The sequence below is a fragment of the Bacillus crepusculi genome, assembly GCF_014764715.1.
Taxonomy (GTDB): domain Bacteria; phylum Bacillota; class Bacilli; order Bacillales; family Bacillaceae; genus Bacillus.
In genome coordinates this window covers 217,916-237,953 of the sequence record NZ_JACXXE010000002.1, presented here as the reverse complement: position 1 = coordinate 237,953, position 20,038 = coordinate 217,916, and the positions used below count along the sequence as shown (strand labels likewise).

General features: G+C 41.8%; 21 protein-coding genes. 3 read left to right on the top strand and 18 right to left on the bottom strand.

Features of this window, described 5'->3' with window-relative positions; genetic code table 11:
- Positions 1-23: 23 nt before the first annotated feature.
- The 4 genes from spoIIR to prfA form a co-directional block, all read right to left on the bottom strand.
- Positions 24-680: a stage II sporulation protein R gene (spoIIR, locus tag IEE86_RS05165; protein ID WP_191096255.1), complete on the bottom strand. Its 657-nt coding sequence runs from the start codon at positions 678-680 to the stop codon at positions 24-26.
- Positions 681-783: 103 nt separating this feature from the next.
- Positions 784-1,281 (bottom strand): hypothetical protein, encoded by a 498-nt coding sequence (locus tag IEE86_RS05160; RefSeq protein ID WP_191096530.1) that lies wholly within the window; start codon positions 1,279-1,281, stop codon positions 784-786.
- Between the two features lie 142 nt (positions 1,282-1,423).
- On the bottom strand, positions 1,424-2,308 hold the full coding sequence (gene prmC, locus IEE86_RS05155) for a peptide chain release factor N(5)-glutamine methyltransferase (RefSeq protein WP_191096254.1): 885 nt from the start codon (positions 2,306-2,308) through the stop codon (positions 1,424-1,426).
- Positions 2,298-3,365, bottom strand: a complete 1,068-nt coding sequence (gene prfA / locus IEE86_RS05150; protein WP_034318282.1) for a peptide chain release factor 1 — start codon at positions 3,363-3,365, stop codon at positions 2,298-2,300. The genes prmC and prfA overlap by 11 nt, the downstream gene beginning before the upstream one ends.
- Positions 3,366-3,575: 210 nt before the next feature.
- Here prfA and racA point away from each other — a divergent pair, with 210 nt between their 5' ends.
- On the top strand, positions 3,576-4,124 hold the full coding sequence (gene racA, locus IEE86_RS05145; protein ID WP_191096253.1) for a chromosome-anchoring protein RacA: 549 nt from the start codon (positions 3,576-3,578) through the stop codon (positions 4,122-4,124).
- Positions 4,125-4,158: 34 nt separating this feature from the next.
- Here the strand turns inward: racA and IEE86_RS05140 are convergent, their stop codons facing one another.
- The 10 genes from IEE86_RS05140 to IEE86_RS05095 form a co-directional block, all read right to left on the bottom strand.
- Entirely contained in the window at positions 4,159-5,115 is a 957-nt protein-coding gene (locus IEE86_RS05140; protein ID WP_191096252.1) for an AEC family transporter, read from the bottom strand.
- 91 nt (positions 5,116-5,206) lie between these two features.
- A complete protein-coding gene (malS, locus tag IEE86_RS05135; protein ID WP_191096251.1) occupies positions 5,207-6,907 on the bottom strand; it encodes an oxaloacetate-decarboxylating malate dehydrogenase in 1,701 nt (566 codons plus the stop codon).
- 279 nt (positions 6,908-7,186) lie between these two features.
- Positions 7,187-7,789, bottom strand: coding sequence for a thymidine kinase (locus tag IEE86_RS05130; RefSeq protein WP_117732336.1), 603 nt, complete (start codon positions 7,787-7,789; stop codon positions 7,187-7,189).
- Positions 7,790-7,876: 87 nt separating this feature from the next.
- Complete coding sequence (gene rpmE / locus IEE86_RS05125; protein ID WP_003215407.1) at positions 7,877-8,077, bottom strand: 50S ribosomal protein L31; 201 nt, start codon at positions 8,075-8,077, stop codon at positions 7,877-7,879.
- A 130-nt stretch (positions 8,078-8,207) separates the two neighbouring features.
- Positions 8,208-9,491, bottom strand: a complete 1,284-nt coding sequence (gene rho, locus IEE86_RS05120; RefSeq protein ID WP_191096250.1) for a transcription termination factor Rho — start codon at positions 9,489-9,491, stop codon at positions 8,208-8,210.
- A 358-nt stretch (positions 9,492-9,849) separates the two neighbouring features.
- On the bottom strand, positions 9,850-10,815 hold the full coding sequence (gene glpX, locus IEE86_RS05115; RefSeq protein WP_191096249.1) for a class II fructose-bisphosphatase: 966 nt from the start codon (positions 10,813-10,815) through the stop codon (positions 9,850-9,852).
- Between the two features lie 32 nt (positions 10,816-10,847).
- Positions 10,848-12,137 (bottom strand): UDP-N-acetylglucosamine 1-carboxyvinyltransferase, encoded by a 1,290-nt coding sequence (locus IEE86_RS05110; protein WP_191096248.1) that lies wholly within the window; start codon positions 12,135-12,137, stop codon positions 10,848-10,850.
- 247 nt (positions 12,138-12,384) lie between these two features.
- Positions 12,385-13,023, bottom strand: a complete 639-nt coding sequence (fsa, locus tag IEE86_RS05105; protein WP_003215343.1) for a fructose-6-phosphate aldolase — start codon at positions 13,021-13,023, stop codon at positions 12,385-12,387.
- A gap of 111 nt (positions 13,024-13,134) precedes the next feature.
- Positions 13,135-13,992, bottom strand: coding sequence for a class II fructose-bisphosphate aldolase (locus IEE86_RS05100; RefSeq protein ID WP_007497678.1), 858 nt, complete (start codon positions 13,990-13,992; stop codon positions 13,135-13,137).
- Positions 13,993-14,170: 178 nt separating this feature from the next.
- Positions 14,171-14,545 carry a response regulator gene (locus tag IEE86_RS05095; protein ID WP_003214681.1) on the bottom strand — a complete coding sequence of 125 codons (375 nt, stop codon included), beginning with the start codon at positions 14,543-14,545 and terminating at the stop codon, positions 14,171-14,173.
- Between the two features lie 180 nt (positions 14,546-14,725).
- Between IEE86_RS05095 and IEE86_RS05090 the strand changes: the two genes are divergently transcribed.
- Entirely contained in the window at positions 14,726-15,256 is a 531-nt protein-coding gene (locus IEE86_RS05090; RefSeq protein ID WP_191096247.1) for a DUF2529 domain-containing protein, read from the top strand.
- A gap of 41 nt (positions 15,257-15,297) precedes the next feature.
- Here IEE86_RS05090 and pyrG read toward each other — a convergent pair whose 3' ends face one another.
- Together pyrG and rpoE are read right to left on the bottom strand one after the other, a co-directional pair.
- Positions 15,298-16,905: a glutamine hydrolyzing CTP synthase gene (pyrG, locus tag IEE86_RS05085; RefSeq protein WP_191096246.1), complete on the bottom strand. Its 1,608-nt coding sequence runs from the start codon at positions 16,903-16,905 to the stop codon at positions 15,298-15,300.
- A 239-nt stretch (positions 16,906-17,144) separates the two neighbouring features.
- Positions 17,145-17,681 carry a DNA-directed RNA polymerase subunit delta gene (gene rpoE, locus IEE86_RS05080; protein WP_191096245.1) on the bottom strand — a complete coding sequence of 179 codons (537 nt, stop codon included), beginning with the start codon at positions 17,679-17,681 and terminating at the stop codon, positions 17,145-17,147.
- A gap of 373 nt (positions 17,682-18,054) precedes the next feature.
- Between rpoE and IEE86_RS05075 the strand changes: the two genes are divergently transcribed.
- The gene (locus tag IEE86_RS05075) at positions 18,055-18,534 is read left to right on the top strand and encodes a DUF2798 domain-containing protein (RefSeq protein ID WP_191096244.1); all 480 of its coding nucleotides are present in this window, start codon (positions 18,055-18,057) and stop codon (positions 18,532-18,534) included.
- A 16-nt stretch (positions 18,535-18,550) separates the two neighbouring features.
- On the opposite strand, the gene IEE86_RS05070 is transcribed toward IEE86_RS05075, so the two are convergent.
- Positions 18,551-18,748, bottom strand: a complete 198-nt coding sequence (locus tag IEE86_RS05070) for a hypothetical protein (protein ID WP_191096243.1) — start codon at positions 18,746-18,748, stop codon at positions 18,551-18,553.
- Between the two features lie 146 nt (positions 18,749-18,894).
- A complete protein-coding gene (locus IEE86_RS05065) occupies positions 18,895-20,037 on the bottom strand; it encodes an acyl-CoA dehydrogenase (protein ID WP_191096242.1) in 1,143 nt (380 codons plus the stop codon).
- Between the last annotated feature and the right edge of the window lies 1 nt (position 20,038).

The window sequence follows — 20,038 nt, the reverse complement described above, 5'->3', positions numbered from 1 at the left end:
GCAAATACAGATTTATACCTTTTTTAAGAGAAAAGACTAGAGACCCATTCAAGCAGGAAGAATTTCACTTCCCCCTTCTCTTCGTCCTCTTCTTTCACCACTTCATTAACGGACTCACCTGTTTGCTGCGCTGACACCTGATCTTTATCCTCTCCTTCTGGCGAGGCAATGGCTTCCCCATTTGAAAAGTCGATAAAGCAGAGAGGCGGGAATAACACACACCACCAATTGGCTCCATCCCCTTCTCCAAGCGTAATTAAAATGGCTTCATATTTCCCAGCAGGATAAACGAAATTTCCATAAAGCTTTGTTGGAAAAGAAGCTTTTTCAAAGCTGACTGATACGGATTGATCAATATGTTGTTCGTTCAATTTTGCTTTCGCAATACGATTGATTTCTGGCAGCTTTGACCGAATGACTCGTCTTGCTTCTTCAATGGATGTCAGGTCTTTGACCCACTCCGTCATATTGGCATTGACCTCGTCTCGAATGCTCCTTTTCACATCCTGATCCGCTGAACGATCACTATTCGCTAAAATACGTAATCGAATCGCTTCATCTGGTATGACAACAGGCTGGTTGACAGAAGCAGCCGCTGTCTCCTCCCGGCCAAGGTTTGCAAAAGCACCGCATAATAATAGAAACATATAAAGACAAATCATCATTTTACTTTTGAACATGATGTGTCCCCCCCCCACTTTTTCTCTTCGCTACAACCATTGTGTCCAGGAAACTCATCTCTTAAACAGCAAACATGATTTTTTTAATAGATTATGAGTCAAATCAAAAAAGCCGTTCAGATGATGAACGGCTTTGGAGTGAGGATTGATAGTCAGAAGGATACAGTCTCCCGTCCCAATCTCGGCTGATTTTCAAACCTGATTCTGTTTTGATGACAGTCATCGCCCCCTTTTTCTCGATTTCTTTTTTGACCTTTCCTTTTTGATCAATAAATTGAATGATCATTTCATAGTCAAATTCAATTCTGTCATCGCTTTCATCTGAGAGCGTAAACGTGATTTTTTTTAGCTTAATTTGACAATTTTGATCCTTAGCTGCTTCTAATACACTTGGAAACATGCTGTCTTGTGTATATTCTTGATATTCATGGTCGGTTAAATAAAACTTCAACTTCTCCTTCATGTCAGATAGGTCATCCGTTCGATTCACTGTGTATTGTGCTTTTTTATAGCTTTCTCCAAATGCTGCTGCTTCTTTTTTAAAGCTCGGTTTCCCGCAAGCACTCACAATCAGTAGTACACAGACGATGACCAACATCATCGCATACCTTCTGTTCACACCATTCGCTCCTTCAAAACAAATTTATGTAAAAACATCATGATCAGAATGTTCATTCTTTTATATATACGTTTCTCTTTTACCATAAGTTTCATCTTTACATAATAAAATAGTCCGACTTTATTCAGCCGGACTTTTCGTTTTGAATATGTGCGCAAACAGCTCGGTCCTTTCCGTTAATGTCCTTTACGATGCGAACATCAGCTTTAGGAAATGCTTGCATAAGAAGCGCTTTTACATCTTGGGCTTGCGTGTGTCCAATTTCAAAGACGACGACGGCTTGCTCATTCAGCACGTGGTGGAGATCACGAACGAGACGTTTATAAAACCACAGACCGTCACGTCCATCCGTCAGTGCATGGACTGGTTCATGCTTTGTCACAACCTCTGATAGACTGTCCATTTCTTCTGCCGCAATATAAGGCGGGTTCGAAATAAACACATCCACTGTCATGCCTTGAGCCATGACAGGTTCAAGTAAATCCCCATGTAAAAAGTGAACGTCTGCACCAAGCGCTTGTTGATTCCGCTTCGCTACCGCAAGGGCATCACGTGAGATATCAGTCGCTGTGACAGATAGAAATTTCTTTTCAAGAGCTAACGTAATGGCAATTGCTCCACTTCCTGTACCAACATCAACTGCTTTGAGCGGCTGATCGTGTGGAAAGACGTCACCTGCCATATTCAGCGCCGCCAGTACAACTTCCTCCGTTTCAGGTCGAGGAATGAGAACATGTTTGTTCACCTCGAAGGGACGACCATAAAAGAATTCAATACCCGTTAAATGCTGAACAGGCACTCCCGTCTTATGCTGTGTGACAAACTCGCTGAACAATCGATCTTTCTCCACTTTCAATGGCTCATGAAAACGCGCAAGAAGCTCACTTCTGCTCCATCCAAGTACATGCATCAGAAGAAGCTCCGCTGCATTTTGGTCTCTACCGGCTTCTGTTAACAAAGAAGAAGCCCATTTAAGGGCTTCAAAGATCGTCCGTGGATTATTTTGCATTTTGAAGCTTTCTTGCTTGGTCTTCCATAATTAAAGCATCAATGACCTCGTCAAGTTTTCCTTCTAAAATTTGATCAAGCTTTTGAATCGTCAATCCGATGCGGTGGTCCGTTACACGGTTTTGCGGGAAATTATACGTACGGATACGCTCTGAACGATCCCCTGTTCCAACAGCAGATTTACGTGTTTGATCATATTCAGCTTGTGCTTCGCGCTGGAATTTATCATAAATTCTCGCACGCAGTACTTTCATGGCTTTTTCTTTGTTTTTGATTTGCGACTTCTCATCCTGACAGGATACAACGACACCTGTTGGAAGGTGAGTTAATCGAACAGCAGACATGGTCGTGTTTACACTCTGTCCGCCAGGTCCGCTTGATGTGAAAGTATCTACACGGATGTCTTTTTCATGGATATCAATTTCAACTTCTTCCGCCTCAGGTAATACAGCGACGGTCGCAGTTGATGTATGGATCCGTCCGCCTGATTCCGTTTCAGGAACACGCTGCACGCGGTGTGCGCCATTTTCAAATTTTAATTTAGAATATGCGCCTTTCCCGCTGATCATAAAGATAATCTCTTTATAACCACCTGTGCCAGTGACACTTGCTTCCATGACTTCCGTTTTCCAGCCTTGCATTTCAGCATAACGGCTATACATACGGTAAAGGTTTCCTGCAAAAAGAGCGGCCTCTTCTCCGCCCGCTGCACCGCGAACCTCCACAATAACGTTCTTGTTGTCATTTGGATCTTTCGGAATCAGCAGGATTTTCAGCTCGTCTTCTAAACGTTCCGTTTCCTCTGTGAGCTCTGAAATTTCTTCTTTGACCATGTCGCGCATCTCTGCATCCAGCTTCTCTTCGAGCATTGCTTTCGCATCACTCAGCTGGTCGTACGCTGCACGATATTGTCTATATACCTCAACAGTTTCTTGAATATCGGATTGTTCCTTCGAATATTCACGAAGCTTCTTTGGGTCGTTCACCACTTCAGGATCACTTAAATATTCATTTAGCTTTTCATAGCGTTCTTCAATTGATTTTAAACGGTCTAACATGGTCTTCACCTCTGTTTTGTGCGTAACAGTCTAATTATAGTATAGCGGGGTATGACAGTCAAAAAAATTTCCAAAACAATTGATTTTCTGCAATTTTCCGCTAGAAAACACGATCTTTGGCGATTGGTTACTTGTTTTGTCTAACGTGAAGGAACAGGTCCTCCATGAAGAGAATGGTACTTGTAATTGAAAAAAGGGAGGGTATTTGCTTTGAATACAAATGAGGTTGCAAAGGAAATTGGCGTTTCTTCAAAAACGATTCAGCGTTGGGTCAAACAGCTCAACATTCCTGTCGCCCGGAATGAACTTGGACATTATGATTTTCATGAGGATGTTGTACAGCTGCTCAAAGAGGTCAAACACCAGATGAGCGAGGGTGTGATCCTCCAAGACATTCGACTGCCAATCCATGAGGGGACAGTTCGGCAGTTATCATCTGCTGTAGAAACCGATGCCTCTGCGCAAAGGATTGAAGCACTAGAAGAGCAAGTGAAGCAGCTCATTCAGCAGCAATCACACATCCATATTGTAGAAGAGCGTTTACAAGACCTTGAACGGAAACTAACTAAAAAAGCAGACGAAGGTGTATCCTATCAGCTGCTCCAGCATCGCAAGGAAATTGAAGATTTAACAATGAAATTCGATTCCCTCTCCGCGTCTTTTAAACAATCGTCACAAGTAGTAGAAGAGAAGGAAATCACACAACCTGTCACCAAAAAGAAACGTGTGCTCTTCCCTCTGTTTCATTCATTTCGCTAAAAAGGCTGCCTCTTTTGGCAGCCTTTTTACTATATTATACGGTGAGTGCAATAATGATTGGTAATGTAATGAGTGACATGATGGCACTGATGACAAATGCGGATGCAGTTTCTGCTTCTTGTTTTTCAAATCGCGTCGCAATCATTGCTGCAACAGCTGAACCTGGGAAGGCAACAAGTAATACAGCTTTTGTAATTTCATCCGCCGAAAGACCCATAACAACGGCAATGAAATACATAAGCAATGGTTGTACAGCTACTTTTAGCAAGGCGATACTGAATGCTGGCAGGCTTAATTTAATCTTACGAATACCAACTGTGACACCGACTGCAAATAGCGCAACCCCTGATGTAACACTTCCAATTTCCTCTAACATTTCATGTCCGATTTCAGGAAGTTTAAACCCTAAAAGAACAAGAATGATACTTGCTAGCGGTGCAAGTGCAAGCGGCTCTGATAAACCGTGCAAAATCGCTTTTGTCGTCATTTTTAGGAAATTTTCGCCGTCTTTGACTTTTCCTTTTGTTTTTTCACCGACAGTTGACACAATAATGGCAATTGGATCAAGCAATGCATTTACAACTATTCCGGTAATCGCAATCGGAATTGCAACTTCTTGGGCTCCAAATAAACTACCTAAGACCGGAATCCCCATAAATGCAAAGGTCGGTTGAGCTGAGTTTAACGAGAAGACAGATGAATCTGTTAAATCGTATTTAAAAGCAAATTTCGTAACTAAAAGGATAATGATATAAAAACCTACGATTCCGATAATCAATGCAACGAAAAATGGAATTTGGCTATAGAATTTATCTTTTGGTGTTGACAGAATGCTGGCGATAAAGTGCGCTGGCAAAGCATACTTTGTAACAAGTGTACTTACACCTTTTGCAGATTTAGCGTCATAGCTGCCGAAGTTCCCTGCGAACCAACCCAGCGCGATAACGAAAAAAATCGGTGCTAGGAGGATCAAAATATTTAAAAAGTCCACCTTACTATTCCTCCTTCAATCCTTTACATGTCTCTTTTTTTATTGCGGCATTGCCTAGATTTCCCGAAACAATGCCGCATTACACATTTTATTATGCTCTTACAATTTTTTTATATTCAGGAATCCACATTGCGTCTTTCACAGCTTGTTCGATATTATCAGGCGTTTTTCTTGCGACTCCATCTTCAATCGCTGCTTTCGCTACTTCAATAGCCACATGGATGGACACTTCTTGCAATTTATCAATGCTTGGAAGTAATCCAGCACCTGGTTTTTCGTGATCAACCATTTCAGCAATTGCATTTGCAGAAGCGACGAACATGCCTTTTGTGATGATTTTTGATTCTGTTACGATTGAACCAAGACCAAGTCCAGGGAAAACGAATGCATTGTTTGATTGTCCAATTTCATGTTCGATTCCGTTATACTCAACGTTTTCGAACGGGCTTCCTGTTGCAACAAGTGCACGGCCGTCTGTCCATTTGAATAGATCTTCAGGCACTGCCTCAGCAAGAGGTGTTGGGTTAGACATCGGCATGATCACTGGACGCTCTGTATGAGCTGCCATTTCTTTAATGATTTCTTCAGTGAATGCTCCGCCTTGACCTGATGTACCAATTAGGATCGTCGGCTTCACCCTGCGAACAGTTTCAGCAAATGAGATTTGTCCTTTTTCATCACGTGCCCAGCCCTCAACTTCATCAGAAGAACGAAGATATGGTTTTTGGAAATCAAGTACCTCGTCTTCAAATTGATCTGTTAGCAATCCTCTGTAGTCTAATGTCCAGAATGCATTGTTTGCTTCTTCTTCAGACAGACCTTCAAGTACCATCGTGTCACGCATTTGATCTGCGATTCCGATACCAGCTGATCCAGCTCCGAAAATCACAACACGGTGATCTTTCAATTGAGTACCAGTTTTCTTGACAGCGGCAAGAACTCCCGCTAAAGTAATGGCACCAGTACCTTGAATATCATCATTGAATGTTAAGATGTTATCATTGTATTTTTTCATGATGTTACGCGCATTTTTGTTTCCAAGGTCTTCCCAGTGAAGCAATGCTTTCGGGAAGAATTTAAGTGCTGCTTTCACATAAGCATCGATGAATTCTTCGTATTTTTCACCTTGTACACGTTTATGGTGGTTACCGATGTATAATGGATCATTCAATAGTTTCTCATTGTTTGTTCCAACATCTAATACGACTGGAATCACGCGGCTTGGATCAATACCTGCTGCAGCCGTATAAACAGCTAATTTACCGATCGCGATGTTGATACCACCAACACCCCAGTCACCAATTCCAAGAATACTCTCAGAGTCAGTTGCAACAATGAGGTCAATATCTCCTGCTGTTGCATGCAGGTTTTCAAATGCTTTCTCAATACCGTCAATGTTGTCGATTGAAAGATAGACACCATGAGGTCTTCTATATTCATGGCTGTATTCTTGAATCGCTTCACCAACAGTTGGTGTGTAAACAACAGGAAGCATTTCACGAAGCTTGTCTGTTAAAAGCTTGTAAAACAATACTTCGTTACGGTTTTGCAAATCACTTAAGTATACGTTTTGACGAAGACGATCTGGCTGAGCTAGAAATTGCTTGTACGCTCTCTCAGCTTGCTGTTCTAAAGTGAGAACAGTTGGAGGAAGTAATCCTTCTAGTCCAAGCTCTTGTCTTTCTTCTTCAGAGAAAGCAACGCCTTTGTTCAACGTTGGAATTGATAATACATCTTTACCTGTTAAAGTGGTTTCGAGGTACCCTTCTTTTGTTTTCTTCACGTTGTTCATCAAAAACTACCCTCTTTCTAAATTATAAATAAAGTTAACTATTAATCAAAAGAACGATTAAGGAGAAAAATCCTTAATCAAAAAAATTATGACAAGAAATCGAACTTTTCGTTGAAATGCTTTACACTACAGTTAGTCATTTTATGCCTGCTTATGCCAAAACGCAAGCGTTGAAAATTAGATAATTTTTTCATAGTGTTATTTAATTTATTTAAGTACAAATGATGGGTGTTGAGCCAAAATCTTAAAAAACAAAACACAGCGGCATTTGCTATTTTTTTAATTGTCAAGTGTTGTACCAACGTCAAGTCTTGGTACTTCATGGTGATGTCTGCATCGTGCTTCATATGATTCCTGCGCACCTACTAGAATAATGGGATCATCATAGGATGCGGGTTTACCGTCGATCAAGCGTTGTGTTCTACTCGCTGGGGAGCCGCATACCGAACAAACGGCTTGAAGTTTTGTTACAAGCTCTGCACATGCCATTAAATGCGGAACAACACCAAATGGCTCTCCTCTGAAGTCTTGATCCAGGCCTGCAACAATGACTCGGTAGCCTTTATCAGCCAATTGAGTGACAATGTCAATGATTGTCTCATCAAAAAATTGCACCTCATCAATGCCAATGACATCGGTTCTTTCTGATATGTGCGTTATTATGTCTTTTGGTGAGGCTACTGCAATCCCATCTACTGATGAACCGTTATGTGACACAACTGAGCTTATGCTATATCGGTTATCAATTGCTGGTTTGAATATTTTTACTTCTTGTTTGGCAAAGGTGGCTCTTTTGGCTCTCCGAATCAATTCCTCCGACTTTCCAGAAAACATACTACCGCAGATGACTTCAAGCCAACCGCTTTGTTTCATCACATACATAAGGTCTTCTCCCCCGTTTTAAAGTTCCATCAATCCACGTAAAAAAACAGGCAAGAACGGATTCCTGCCTGTTTATTGTATCTATTATTACTTAAGACCGTATTTTTTGTTAAAGCGGTCAACACGTCCATCAGCAGAAGCGAATTTTTGACGGCCTGTATAGAAAGGATGGCACTCAGAGCAAATCTCGATGCGTACCTCTTCTTTTACTGATCCAGTTTCAAACTCATTTCCACAAGCGCATTTGACTGTAGCTTTTTTGTAGTTAGGATGAATTCCTGTTTTCATCTACTGTCATCTCCTTCCGCCCTGAATCCAATTCGGAAACAGAGTTAATATCTCAGAATAAATTCTGAAACGCACATGATAAAATTATAACAGTGTGAGTCTATGATTGCAAATGTATTTTTTCAGGAAGTTATCTTCTTGATGCAGACATATTTGCTTGTTTCCATTCTTGCGTTAAAATATCGAAAAATTCTTGGTTTGTCTTTGTTTTTTTCATTTTACGCATGAACTTCTCAACGAAGTCAGGTGTATCTGACATCGATTTTCTCATTGCCCATAGACGATCAAGATGCTCTTTTGGCACAAGCAGTTCTTCTTTTCTCGTACCAGAACGACGAATGTCGATTGCTGGGAAGATTCTTCTCTCTGCAAGAGAGCGGTCTAAATGGAGTTCCATGTTTCCAGTTCCTTTAAACTCCTCATAAATGACATCATCCATACGTGATCCAGTATCAACAAGCGCAGTAGCTAAAATCGTCAAGCTTCCGCCTTCTTCGATGTTACGCGCAGCACCAAAGAAGCGCTTTGGACGATGGAAAGCTGCTGGATCAATACCGCCTGAAAGCGTTCGGCCGCTTGGCGGAATCACAAGGTTGTATGCACGAGCAAGCCTTGTGATGCTGTCCATTAAGATGATGACATCTTTTTTATGTTCAACAAGACGCATGGCACGCTCTAATACTAGCTCTGCTACTTTAATGTGGTTTTCCGGTACTTCGTCAAAGGTAGAACTAACAACATCCCCTGCAACAGAACGTTCGATATCTGTTACTTCCTCTGGGCGTTCGTCAATCAACAGGACAATTAGCTCTGCCTCTGGATGATTTTCAGAAATGCTGTTGGCAATTTCTTTGAGCAGAATGGTTTTCCCTGCCTTAGGCGGCGCAACGATTAATCCACGCTGTCCAAACCCTACTGGCGCCATCATATCCATAATTCTAGTAGACAGATGATTAGGCTGTGTTTCAAGAATCATTTGGCGATCAGGAAATAGCGGTGTGAGTGCAGGAAAGTGAACACGTTCCTTAGCTGATTCTGGGTCGTCCCCATTTACCGCTTCTACATGAAGGAGGCCATAGTAGCGTTCATTCTCTTTAGGAGGTCGTACCTTTCCAGACACTTTATCTCCATTTCGTAAATCAAAGCGTCTGATTTGTGAAGCAGAAATGTAAATATCCTCAGAGCTAGGGGAGTAGTTAATCGGTCTTAAGAACCCAAATCCCTCAGACTGAATAATTTCAAGAACCCCTTCCATAAATAAGAGATCCTCTTGCTCAGCATTTGCCTTTAGAATGGCAAAGATTAATTCTTTTTTTGTTAGTTTGCTGTAATAAGAGATTTTGTAGCGTTTTGCTAACTCATACAGCTCTTTTAATTTCATATTTTCCAAAGATGAGATCGAAACATCTTTCAATATGGACACCACACTTTTCTAGTCAATGTATTTCATTGCATGACCATTGTATTTGATTAGCTTTTAATTCCTTTTTGTTGGAATGACCTCGCTCTCATGGTAACGCTCCCACTCGTTTTATCGTGAAAGATTGAAACAAAGTGGAATAGAGCTTTGTCAACATAGAGAAGGATAATGAGTATATCGTCATGATGCGGCAGTATTTAAACTTGTTGAAGCTTAAAAGAAGTAAATTCGCAGGAAATTTCGCAGCACTCTTTAGTTTTACCTCATTTGCAGGGAATATTCAACTTTAAAAAGAAAATGATATACATTTGACACCTATATGAAAAGCGGGTAATGAATACCCGCTTTCAGATTACGGACGAATGACAAGATTCGGTTTTTTCTTTAAGCTGTGTCTGCCATCAACGAATCGCACAGTACCCGATTTCGCACGCATGACAACACTATGTGTCGTTCCAACAGAGCCTTTGAATTGAACACCTTTTAATAGCTCGCCGTCTGTAACACCTGTCGCTGCAAAAATGGCGTCATCGCCTTTCACGAGGTCTTCCATTCTGAGGACTTTTCCAACATCCAATCCCATTTTCTCACAGCGTCTCAGCTCTTCTTCGCTTTGAGGAAGAAGCTTTCCATGGATTTCACCACCAAGTGCCTTTAACGCAACAGCAGAAAGAACACCCTCAGGCGCTCCACCTGAACCAAATAGAATATCAACACCTGTGTGATCAAATGCTGTATTAATGGCTCCTGCAACGTCACCATCATCGATTAGTTTAATTCTTGCTCCTGCTTCTCTCAGCTCAGCAATAATTTTCTCATGTCGACCTCTGTTTAAAATCGTCGCAACAAGATCTTCAATATCTTTGTTTTTTGCCTTTGCAACAGCGCGAAGATTATCAATGACAGGCGCTTCAATGTCGATGCAGCCTACCGCTTCTGGACCTACTGCGATCTTATCCATGTACATATCAGGTGCATTCAGCAGGTTGCCATGATCTGCAACCGCAATGACAGCTAGGGCATTCCAGCCGCCGCTTGCCACAATATTTGTTCCTTCTAATGGATCAACAGCGACATCCACGCGAGGTCCATATCCGTTCCCAAGCTTTTCCCCAATATAAAGCATTGGTGCTTCGTCCATTTCTCCCTCGCCGATGACGACTGTTCCTTTCATCGGAATGGTATCAAATACATCACGCATTGCACTTGTTGCAGCATCATCTGCTTCGTCTTTTAATCCTCTTCCCATCCAACGAGCAGATTTTAAAGCGGCTGCTTCTGTCACCCGTACTAGTTCCATCGATAAACTTCTTTCCATTTTTGTCCAAATCTCCTCTCACAGTCAAAGCCTTATGAATTTTGAAGTTCTTCTATTTCTTGGTCATTCAGCTTTTCACGCCAGATGGTTGCACCCAAGCCTTCAAGCTTCTCCTCAAGCAAACTATATCCTCTGTCTATATGTTCAAGCCCTGTGATTTCGGTCACACCGTCTGCCATTAATCCTGCAACCACAAGACAAGCACCTGCCCGCAGATCACTTGCTTTTACCTTTGCTCCTTGAAGCTGCGTTTGTCCGGTAATAATAGCAGATCTTCCTTCCACCTTCATGTTTGCACCCATTCGACGCAATTCGTCAATGTGCTTAAAGCGGGCTGAGTAGATTGTATCTGTCACCACACTCGTGCCTTTCGCCTTTGTTAAAAGCGCCGTCATCGGCTGCTGAAGGTCAGTTGGAAAGCCCGGATACACAAGTGTTTTGATATCGACAGGCTTGAGTCCTTCATTTCTGCCAACGATCAGCATCTGATCGTTGCTCGTTTCAATGGTGAACCCCATTTCTCTAAGTTTCGCCGTAATTGATTCTAAATGAGTTGGGATCACATTATCAAGTACAACTTCATCTCCCATCGCTGCACCAGCAATTAAAAACGTTCCTGCTTCTATGCGGTCAGGGATGATTGAATGCTTACAGCCATGCAGTGATTCTACACCTTCGATTCGAATCACATCAGTACCCGCACCTTTGATTTTGGCTCCCATGCTTGCAAGCAGTGTCGCTACATCAATAATTTCGGGTTCTTTTGCAGCATTTTCAATCACCGTTTTTCCTTCCGCCAGTACGGCTGCCAGCATGATATTGATGGTCGCACCTACACTGACAACATCAAGATAAATACGGGCTCCGACTAATTTTTCAGCGCGTAAATAAATCGCACCCTGCTCGTTTGTCACCTCAGCTCCAAGTGCTTCAAAGCCTTTGATATGCTGATCGATCGGTCTAGGTCCTAAGTGACATCCTCCTGGCAAACCAATGACAGCCTGCTTGAACCTGCCGAGCATGGCTCCCATTAAATAATAGGACGCACGCAGCTTCTTCACTTTCCCATTAGGAAGTGGCATGCTGATCATGGAAGTAGGATTGACAACCATTTCACCTTTTTCAAAAGTGACCTTGCCGCCAATTTCTTCTAACAAATCTCGCAATGTGTCAATATCTGAAATATGCGGTAGGCCTTCAATGGTTACTGGAGAATCAGCGAGAATCGTGGCAGGAATCAGTGCCACAGCACTATTTTTCGCACCACTAATATGTACGGTCCCGCGCAAAGGGTCACCGCCGGCAATGTTTAACTTTTCCATATTTGTCTCCCTTCTTAAAGAAGATCACTGTTGGAGTTATACTGTTTGTGGATGTCGCGCTTTAAAAGGTCTTGTCCAAAATTTAGCCAATATCAAGAGAAAGAATACAGGTTAAACGAAATTTGTCGGAAGAAAAATAATCGAAGCTTTGCGAGGCTGTGATGTTCTCTTCTTTGCACAAAACATTTCTTAGCGTGTTTAAGGAAAACTGCGGCAAACGGAAGACGATTCCGCCTGCCACAATCACTTATTTATTCCAGTCAGCTAAAAATTGCTCAATGCCTGCATCCGTTAATGGGTGTTTTGTCAGCTGCTTAATGACTTTCAGCGGCATTGTGCCGATATGAGCACCTCTAAGTGCAGCTTCTGTCACATGCTGCGGGTGACGAATGGATGCAGCAATGATTTGTGTATCTAATCCATGAACATCAAAAATGGTTTTCACTTCGCTGATGAGATCAAGACCATTTTGGCCAATGTCATCTAAGCGACCGAGGAATGGAGAGACATACGTCGCACCAGCTCTAGCTGCAAGCAATGCCTGGTTTGCACTGAAAATCAACGTAACGTTTGTTTTTATTCCAAGGTCTGTTAACGCTTTGACAGCTTTAAGACCATCTGTTGTCATTGGAATTTTAACCGTGATATTTGGCGCAATGGCAGCAAGCTCTTTTCCTTCTTCAATCATTTCTTCTGCTTTGAGAGAAATGACTTCCGCACTAACTGAACCTGATACGACGTCAGTGATTTCACGAAGGCGGTCGTGGAACGATACGTCCTTCTCTTTCGCTACTAAACTAGGGTTTGTTGTAACGCCTGCTAAAATGCCAAGCTCGTGCGCCTCTTTAATGTCTGCGATATTCGCTGTATCTACGAAAAATAACATAACTGTGCCACTCTCCTATCAATAAATTGTCTGAAATGTAAATTTGATTGCGCTTTCTCAAGATATGGAGAAAACCGCCTGTGACTCAGGCGGCTTTCGGTTCTCATCAAATTATGCTTGGTTAGAAGAACCAAATTCGCGCATTTTGCCGATAACAGTCGCTTTAATTGCGTCACGAGCTGGTCCAAGATATTTACGTGGATCATACTCTTCTGTTTTTGCAGCAAGTGTTTCGCGAACTGCTTTCGCAGAAGCAATTTGGTTTTCAGTGTTTACGTTAATTTTTGCTGTACCAAGTGAAATCGCACGCTTGATGTCAGCAGTTGGGATACCTGTTCCGCCATGAAGAACAAGTGGAAGACCTGTTGTTTTACCAATTTCTTCCATTTCAGCAAAACCAAGGTTTGGTTCACCTTTGTATGGACCATGTACTGAACCTAATGCAGGTGCAAGGCAGTCAATACCAGTACGTTCTACAAGCTCTTGGCACTCTTTTGGATCAGCATAAATAACGCCCTCAGCGATGACGTCGTCTTCTTGTCCACCAACAGTTCCAAGCTCAGCTTCTACAGATACACCATGGAAATGAGCAAGCTCAACTACTTTTGCAGTTGTTGCTACATTCTCATCAAATGGGTGGTGAGAAGCATCGATCATAACAGAAGTAAATCCTGCATGAATCGCTTTTGCACAAGATTCAAAGCTTGAACCGTGATCTAAATGAATCGCAACAGGAACTGTTACATTATATTCTTCGATTAACGCTTTTACCATTGCGACAACTGTTTTGAAGCCGCCCATGTAGCGTCCTGCTCCTTCAGATACTCCTAAGATCACTGGAGATTTCTCTTCTTCAGCAGCTTGTAAAATCGCTTGCGTGAATTCTAGGTTATTTAAGTTAAACTGTCCAACAGCGTAACCTTTTTCCTTTGCGTCTTTCAACATTTCTGTCATTGAAACTAAAGGCATGATGAAAAATCCTCCCTATGTAGCTAATTTGCTTACTAAAAAAAGCTCTCCACCCTAGCATGACCAGAATTTCTCGCCATATGTAAACTTTCAAAGTCAGATCGCTTTCTTCTTCTTATCTAGAATACCAATTATTCTACAAATCGGCAACAGAATGACTCGATTCAATCATTTCCATCTAGCCATTTGTTTCAAGCGGCAAGTATTCTTTGACTGCATCTCGGATTTCATCAATATCAAATGGTTTAGCGAAGTGCGTCAATGCACCGAGCTCTTTGGATTCTTGAATCATATCTAATTCGCCATAGGCTGTCATAATGATCACGCGGATGTCTTCGTCGATTAATTTCATCCGTTTTAAAATCTCAATCCCATCCATTCCAGGAATCTTCATATCAAGCAGCACAAGGTTCGGACGGTGATTTTTCACGATATCTAACGCTTGTAGACCATTAGCTGCTTGAAAGGTTTGATAGCCTTCTTTATGAAACACTTCATTCAGTAAGATTCTAATACCGTACTGATCATCGACAATTAAAATTTTCTCGTTCATCTCATACACCCCATTGCTTTCATTTTTCGCCATAAAAAGAGCAGTTGTTAAATAATTCTGTTTGATTTTCACATTTCCTTTATTTATAATAGTTTACTTTACGACATTTTCTGAGCATTTTTCCTAATATTCTCTTTATATTCTATTATAAAATGATCTGACTGAAGGAGGAAATGAGTCTTGTTAAAAATTTTCACAACCCAGTTATCAGGTATTTTTTCACGTATCGGAGAAAAGCAGGCAGAAGCGATTGAGGACGGTGCACGCCTTCTTGCTCAGTCCGTCGTCAGTGGACAGGCCGTTTATTTTCATGGAAAAAACGAGCTGGCTGCTGTAGCCTTAGAAGCATCGGAAAGCAAGGAGCCATTTCCTGGTGCGAAAGTACTGCCGCTCGATCAAACAGAGCGCAGCTTACTTCATCCAAGTGACAGGGTGCTGCTTTTTTATTCAGATCCAGAAGATCAGGAGATCCAATCCCTTGTAAAGGAACTGCACGCGCAAGGTACACCTATTGTTGGAGTTGGGCCTGCTCAAAAGGAGGCGTCAATGATTGAGGAGCATTGCGATGTCCACATTGATTTCCAGCTCAAGAAACCCCTTGTGCCCGCTGAGGATGGAACAAGATTCGGTTATCCTGCTTTAATGACATGCTTATATGTCTACCATGCGCTATCGTTTACTGTGAAAGAAATCGTTGAAGAATATGAATAAAAAAACTGCCGAGAAGATGATATTCTCGGCAGTTTTTTGTTTTATTTTGATTCAGATGCCTGAAGTGAAGCACCAACGAAATCTCTAAATAATGGCTGTGGTCTTGTCGGTCTTGAAACGAATTCTGGGTGGAATTGAGACGCAAGGAACCAAGGATGATCCTTCAGCTCGATAATTTCCACAAGACGTCCGTCTGGGCTTGTACCAGAGAAGACAAAGCCTGCTGCTTCCATTTGCTGTCTGTATTCGTTATTAAACTCATAACGATGACGGTGGCGTTCGTAGACCACTTCATCATTGTATGCAGCAAATGCTTTTGAGTCTTCATTTAATTTACATGGGTATAGACCAAGACGAAGTGTTCCGCCTAGATCATCTATATCCTTCTGTTCTGGAAGAAGGTCAATGATTGGGAATGCTGTTTCAGGATCGATTTCCGCTGAATGAGCGCCGTCAAGACCTAGTACATTTCTCGCATATTCGATAGACGCAACTTGCATTCCTAAGCAAATTCCGAAGAATGGCACTTTGTTTTCACGGGCATATTGTGTTGCAATGATTTTCCCTTCCACGCCGCGGTCTCCGAAGCCTCCAGGAACGATAATACCATCTACATCTTGAGCGAAATCAGCCATATTTTCTGCTGTGACTTCCTCTGCATTGATCCATTTGATTTGAACATCCGCATCAAATGCATAACCAGCATGACGAAGTGATTCAACGACAGAAATGTATGCATCTTGTAGCTCAACATATTTTCCAACAAGTCCAATCGTGACTTGTTTTGAAAGGTTCTGCACCTTGTCCACAAGAGCCGTCCACTCTGTCATATCCGCATCCTGGCAATCTAGTTTCATGTGTTCACATACAAGCTTATCTAATCCTTGTTTTTGTAAATCAAGTGGAATGGAGTAAAGCGTATCTGCATCCTGACATTCGATGACAGCTTTTGTATCAATATCACAGAATAGCGCAATTTTGTCCTTCATGTCTTGTGTCATTGGCATTTCTGTTCTGACAACAATGACGTTTGGCTGAATACCAAGGCTGCGAAGTTCTTTCACACTATGCTGTGTTGGTTTTGTTTTCAGTTCGCCCGCTGCACGAATGTAAGGAACGAGGGTACAATGAATGTACATGACATTTTCACGTCCAATGTCACTCTTCATTTGACGAATCGCTTCAAGGAATGGAAGGGATTCGATATCTCCTACTGTTCCGCCGATTTCTGTAATGACAACATCCGCACCCGTTTCTTTTCCTGCACGGTACACACGGTCTTTGATTTCATTTGTAATATGGGGAATAACCTGTACTGTACCGCCTAAATAGTCGCCGCGTCGCTCTTTCTTCAGAACAGTAGAGTAGATTTTACCCGTTGTGACGTTGCTGTACTTATTTAAGTTAATATCAATGAAACGCTCGTAGTGACCTAAGTCAAGGTCTGTTTCAGCACCGTCATCTGTCACAAATACTTCACCGTGCTGGTATGGGCTCATTGTCCCTGGGTCTACATTGATATATGGATCGAATTTTTGAATGGTGACATCCATTCCTCTATTTTTTAGAAGACGGCCTAACGATGCAGCCGTGATCCCTTTTCCAAGTGAGGAAACAACTCCTCCTGTTACAAAAATATACTTTGTCATTTCGTATGCTCCTCTCTTTTTTACCCTTGCATGACTAGACATGCACAGCTTCATCCTTTTTAGAGTGTATCCCTAAATCTCTTGAAAAATAAGAAAGCTCCCTTTCAAATAAATGAAAGGGAGCGTAAATGAACGTATCTTTACGTACTCTTTTTTAGAGAGCCCAAAATACATACTACATAGTTCGCTCTCGAAAGTCAAGACGGTTTTGTCCTGTTTTAAGGACCGGTTTGAAAGGGTTATTTCTCTTCCTCTTCGTCGCCTAAATCGTCTTCTTCAATCTCCGTCAAGCCGTCATCATCTTCGTCATCATCATCTTCATCGAAGTCTTCGATTTCTTCATCAACTTCTTCATCTAAGTCGAGATCATCGTCTTCTTCAACAAGATCAAGATCTTCATCAAGCTCTTCGATTTCTTCTTCGTCTTCAATCTCATCGAAGTCTTCTTCAACGACAGCAGCTTTTGTTTTTTTCTTTTTCGCTTTTGTTTTCACAGCTGGCTGAACTTCTTCTTCCATTTGATCAACTGGATACCAGCTGCGAAGTCCCCATCTCTGATCACCTAACGAAATAAAGCGGCCATCTATATTTAAATCTGTATAAAATTGGGCAAGTCGATCATCAAGATCAGATTTTTGTATCCCTTGTAAACGGATCATTTCATCTATTAACTCGGAAAACGTAATCGGTGTTTTGCTATCTCTGAAAATTTCATAAGCAAGTTCAACTAAAGACATGTGCTTGAGCTGTTCCTGTGAGTATTCTTTCAAACTCAAGGTCAGACACTTCCTTTCTATTACATGTATGTATCCATTCATCAGTGAAATAATAAGTATTTATCCCTTATTCTTACGACAAACCATACCTCTCATTATAAACAAATTAGGGGAGTTTATGCCACCTTTAATCATGTTAATTTGTGATTTTTTATCATGAGGAGCTTCTAGCGGTCCATCATTTGTGCCGAATTGGACTGATTCTTGTGTGAAGCACACATTTTGCATGCTTTTTTGTCTTCCCTTTTGGTGAAAAAAAAGCCACTTACTCTTCTTGAAAAAAGGGTATTTATTCCTTCACAAAATGTTCACTTACGACGAATTAAAACAAAAATCTATAATAAATAGACTAAATTTTGAGAGGTTGATCGAATTGACAATGACAAAAAAAGAAGATATACAATTTGGTGTCTTGATGTGTTTTTGTATGTTTTCAGTGATGTTCTTTTATAATCTATTTCTAAATGGACGGCTTGGACATATGACATGGTTAGAAGGTGTACTCAGCTATGTGATCGGTTTTGCCATCACTTTGTTGATTGAGATGTGTATTGTTGGGCCTTCAGCAAAAAAAGTAGCCAACCGTTTTGCCCAAAAAGGCAAGAAAATCTATTTTATTCTCACTCTTTCTATCTGCATCGTGTTTGGGATGGTGTGTCTCATGTCTTTGTGCGGATATGTAGTTCAAAGCATCAGCACAGGATTTCAAACACAATCGATTCTATCCGATTACTTAACGATTTTCGGTCATAATGTCATTTTGGCGCTCCCTTTGCAGCTTTTGATTATGGGACCACTTGTCCGTTATGTTTTTTTCAAATGGGTGAAATCAAAACAGACAGCAGCGATTTAGGCGAATGGATATGATGTTACAGCTGGATATTCTGGATTAATGAAACAACCACAGGTATGGTAAGTAAAGTGCCCGCAGACATGAATACAATTAATTTTCTGCGGCTGTTTTCTTTTTCTTCCTTCTTTTTTGGAGACTTTGAAAGCTCTGTGGAGACCATAATCCATATGATCATTGTTACGATTGCTAAAATGGTCGTGAATGTTGTGTTCACCTTAAGAACCTCCATATTTATATTTTTCCCAATTTTAACATAATAACCATCCTGATATGGATCAATATTGGAAATGACCACAAATTTGAGAGCTGCATGACGCACCAAAACAGACCACCTCACATCAGGTGGTCTTTACTTGTTTTCTACATATCTAGCAGTTTCCTTGAGATGACCAGCCGCTGAATTTCCTGTGTTCCTTCGTAAATTTGAGTGATTTTCGCATCACGCATGTATCGTTCGACTGGGTAATCCTTTGTATAGCCATATCCGCCGAAGATTTGAACCGCTTCTGTCGTCACCTGCATGGCTGTATTACCAGCAAAGAGCTTGGACATAGCCGATTCTTTCCCGTACGGAAGCCCTTTCGTTTCAAGCCATGCAGCCTGATAGGTGAGCAGTCTTGAGGCCTCAATCGCCGTCGCCATATCGGCTAATTTAAAAGCAATCCCTTGCTGCTGAATGATTGGTTTGCCAAATTGCTTGCGTTCCTTTGCATAATTCACCGCCGCATCAAGAGCGCCTTGGGCAATTCCAACAGCCTGTGCCGCAATACCGTTTCTACCGCCGTCGAGTGTCATCATCGCTATTTTAAACCCTTCGCCTTCTTGACCAAGCCGGTTCCTTTCGGGAATACGACAGTCTTCAAAGATGATTTCTGTCGTTGGCGATGAGCGTATGCCCAGCTTGCTTTCCTTTTTACCAATTGAGAAGCCAGGTGTCTCTTTTTCTACAATAAAAGCAGTTGTATTTCGAGATGCAGCTTCTTGGTCTGTCACGGCAAACACAATATAATAATCCGCAATACCTCCATTGGTAATAAAGATTTTCGCACCGTTCAAGATGTATTCACTGCCCTTTTTCACTGCGGTTGTCTTCATTCCGCCGGCATCAGAGCCGGAGCCGCTTTCAGTGAGTGCGTATGCGCCTATCTTCTGTCCCTCTGCAAGCGGCTTTAAATAGGTCTCCTTTTGTTCCTCTGTCCCGAATGTATAGATTGGCCACGAGGCGAGAGATGTGTGGGCAGACAGGGTAACGCCAGTAGAGGCGCACACTATTGAAAGCTCCTCAACAGCTATGACGTAGGCTAAATAGTCGCTACCGATCCCGCCAACTTCTTCCGGCCAAGGGATGCCCGTTAAACCGAGCTCCGCCATTTGACGAAAAATAGCTGGATCATAGGTTTCTGTCTCATCTCGCTCTGCTGCTGTTGGCTCCACTTCATTTTCCGCAAAATCTCTCACCATTTTTTGGATCATTTCATGTTCGTCACTTAATTTGAACTGCATC

Coding starts and splice junctions, on each gene's coding strand:
- pyrG (WP_191096246.1), bottom strand. CDS start 16,905: ATGACAAAGTATATTTTTGTAACAGGAGGAGTTGTTTCCTCACTTGGA.
- spoIIR (WP_191096255.1), bottom strand. CDS start 680: ATGTTCAAAAGTAAAATGATGATTTGTCTTTATATGTTTCTATTATTA.
- IEE86_RS05095 (WP_003214681.1), bottom strand. CDS start 14,545: ATGAACGAGAAAATTTTAATTGTCGATGATCAGTACGGTATTAGAATC.
- IEE86_RS05110 (WP_191096248.1), bottom strand. CDS start 12,137: ATGGAAAAGTTAAACATTGCCGGCGGTGACCCTTTGCGCGGGACCGTA.
- prfA (WP_034318282.1), bottom strand. CDS start 3,365: ATGTTAGACCGTTTAAAATCAATTGAAGAACGCTATGAAAAGCTAAAT.
- IEE86_RS05100 (WP_007497678.1), bottom strand. CDS start 13,992: ATGCCTTTAGTTTCAATGACAGAAATGTTGAAAGACGCAAAGGAAAAA.
- fsa (WP_003215343.1), bottom strand. CDS start 13,023: ATGTTATTTTTCGTAGATACAGCGAATATCGCAGACATTAAAGAGGCG.
- rpmE (WP_003215407.1), bottom strand. CDS start 8,077: ATGAAAACAGGAATTCATCCTAACTACAAAAAAGCTACAGTCAAATGC.
- IEE86_RS05130 (WP_117732336.1), bottom strand. CDS start 7,789: ATGTATGTGATGAAACAAAGCGGTTGGCTTGAAGTCATCTGCGGTAGT.
- IEE86_RS05065 (WP_191096242.1), bottom strand. CDS start 20,037: ATGCAGTTCAAATTAAGTGACGAACATGAAATGATCCAAAAAATGGTG.
- prmC (WP_191096254.1), bottom strand. CDS start 2,308: ATGCAAAATAATCCACGGACGATCTTTGAAGCCCTTAAATGGGCTTCT.
- glpX (WP_191096249.1), bottom strand. CDS start 10,815: ATGGAAAGAAGTTTATCGATGGAACTAGTACGGGTGACAGAAGCAGCC.
- malS (WP_191096251.1), bottom strand. CDS start 6,907: ATGAACAACGTGAAGAAAACAAAAGAAGGGTACCTCGAAACCACTTTA.
- IEE86_RS05160 (WP_191096530.1), bottom strand. CDS start 1,281: ATGATGTTGGTCATCGTCTGTGTACTACTGATTGTGAGTGCTTGCGGG.